1 protein-coding gene is annotated in these 559 nt (G+C 59.7%); it reads left to right on the forward strand.

Translation table 11 applies throughout. From position 1 onward, the window contains the following. A partial coding sequence (locus H097_RS20185; protein ID WP_032861999.1) for an electron transfer flavoprotein subunit beta/FixA family protein occupies positions 1-559 on the forward strand: 559 nt, incomplete at both ends.

Consider the following 559-nt stretch of genomic DNA (forward strand, 5'->3'; position numbering starts at 1 on the left):
CGTAGGGCCATCCACTGCTCAAGAGCAGCTGCGTACCGCTCTGGCGCTGGGTGCCGACCGCGCGGTGCTCGTCGAATCCGCTGAAGAACTGACCTCGCTGGCCGTTGCCAAGCTGCTCAAAGCCGTTGTCGACAAGGAGCAGCCACAACTGGTGATCCTCGGTAAACAGGCGATCGACAGCGACAACAACCAGACTGGCCAGATGCTGGCTGCACTGACCGGTTATGGCCAGGGCACCTTCGCCTCGAAAGTCGAAGTCAGCGGCGACAGCGTTGCCGTGACCCGCGAAATCGACGGCGGCGCACAGACGGTTTCCCTGAAACTGCCGGCCATCGTCACCACCGACCTGCGTTTGAACGAGCCGCGTTATGCGTCCCTGCCAAACATCATGAAAGCCAAGAAAAAGCCTCTTGAAGTGCTGACTCCTGATGCTTTGGGCGTTTCCACCGCCTCCACCAACAAGACCGTCAAAGTCGAAGCGCCAGCTGCACGCAGCGCGGGGATCAAGGTCAAGTCGGTGGCTGAACTGGTCGAGAAACTGAAAAACGAAGCGAAGGTG

The organism is Pseudomonas sp. FH4, assembly GCF_000510915.2.
GTDB classification, from domain to species: domain Bacteria; phylum Pseudomonadota; class Gammaproteobacteria; order Pseudomonadales; family Pseudomonadaceae; genus Aquipseudomonas; species Aquipseudomonas brenneri.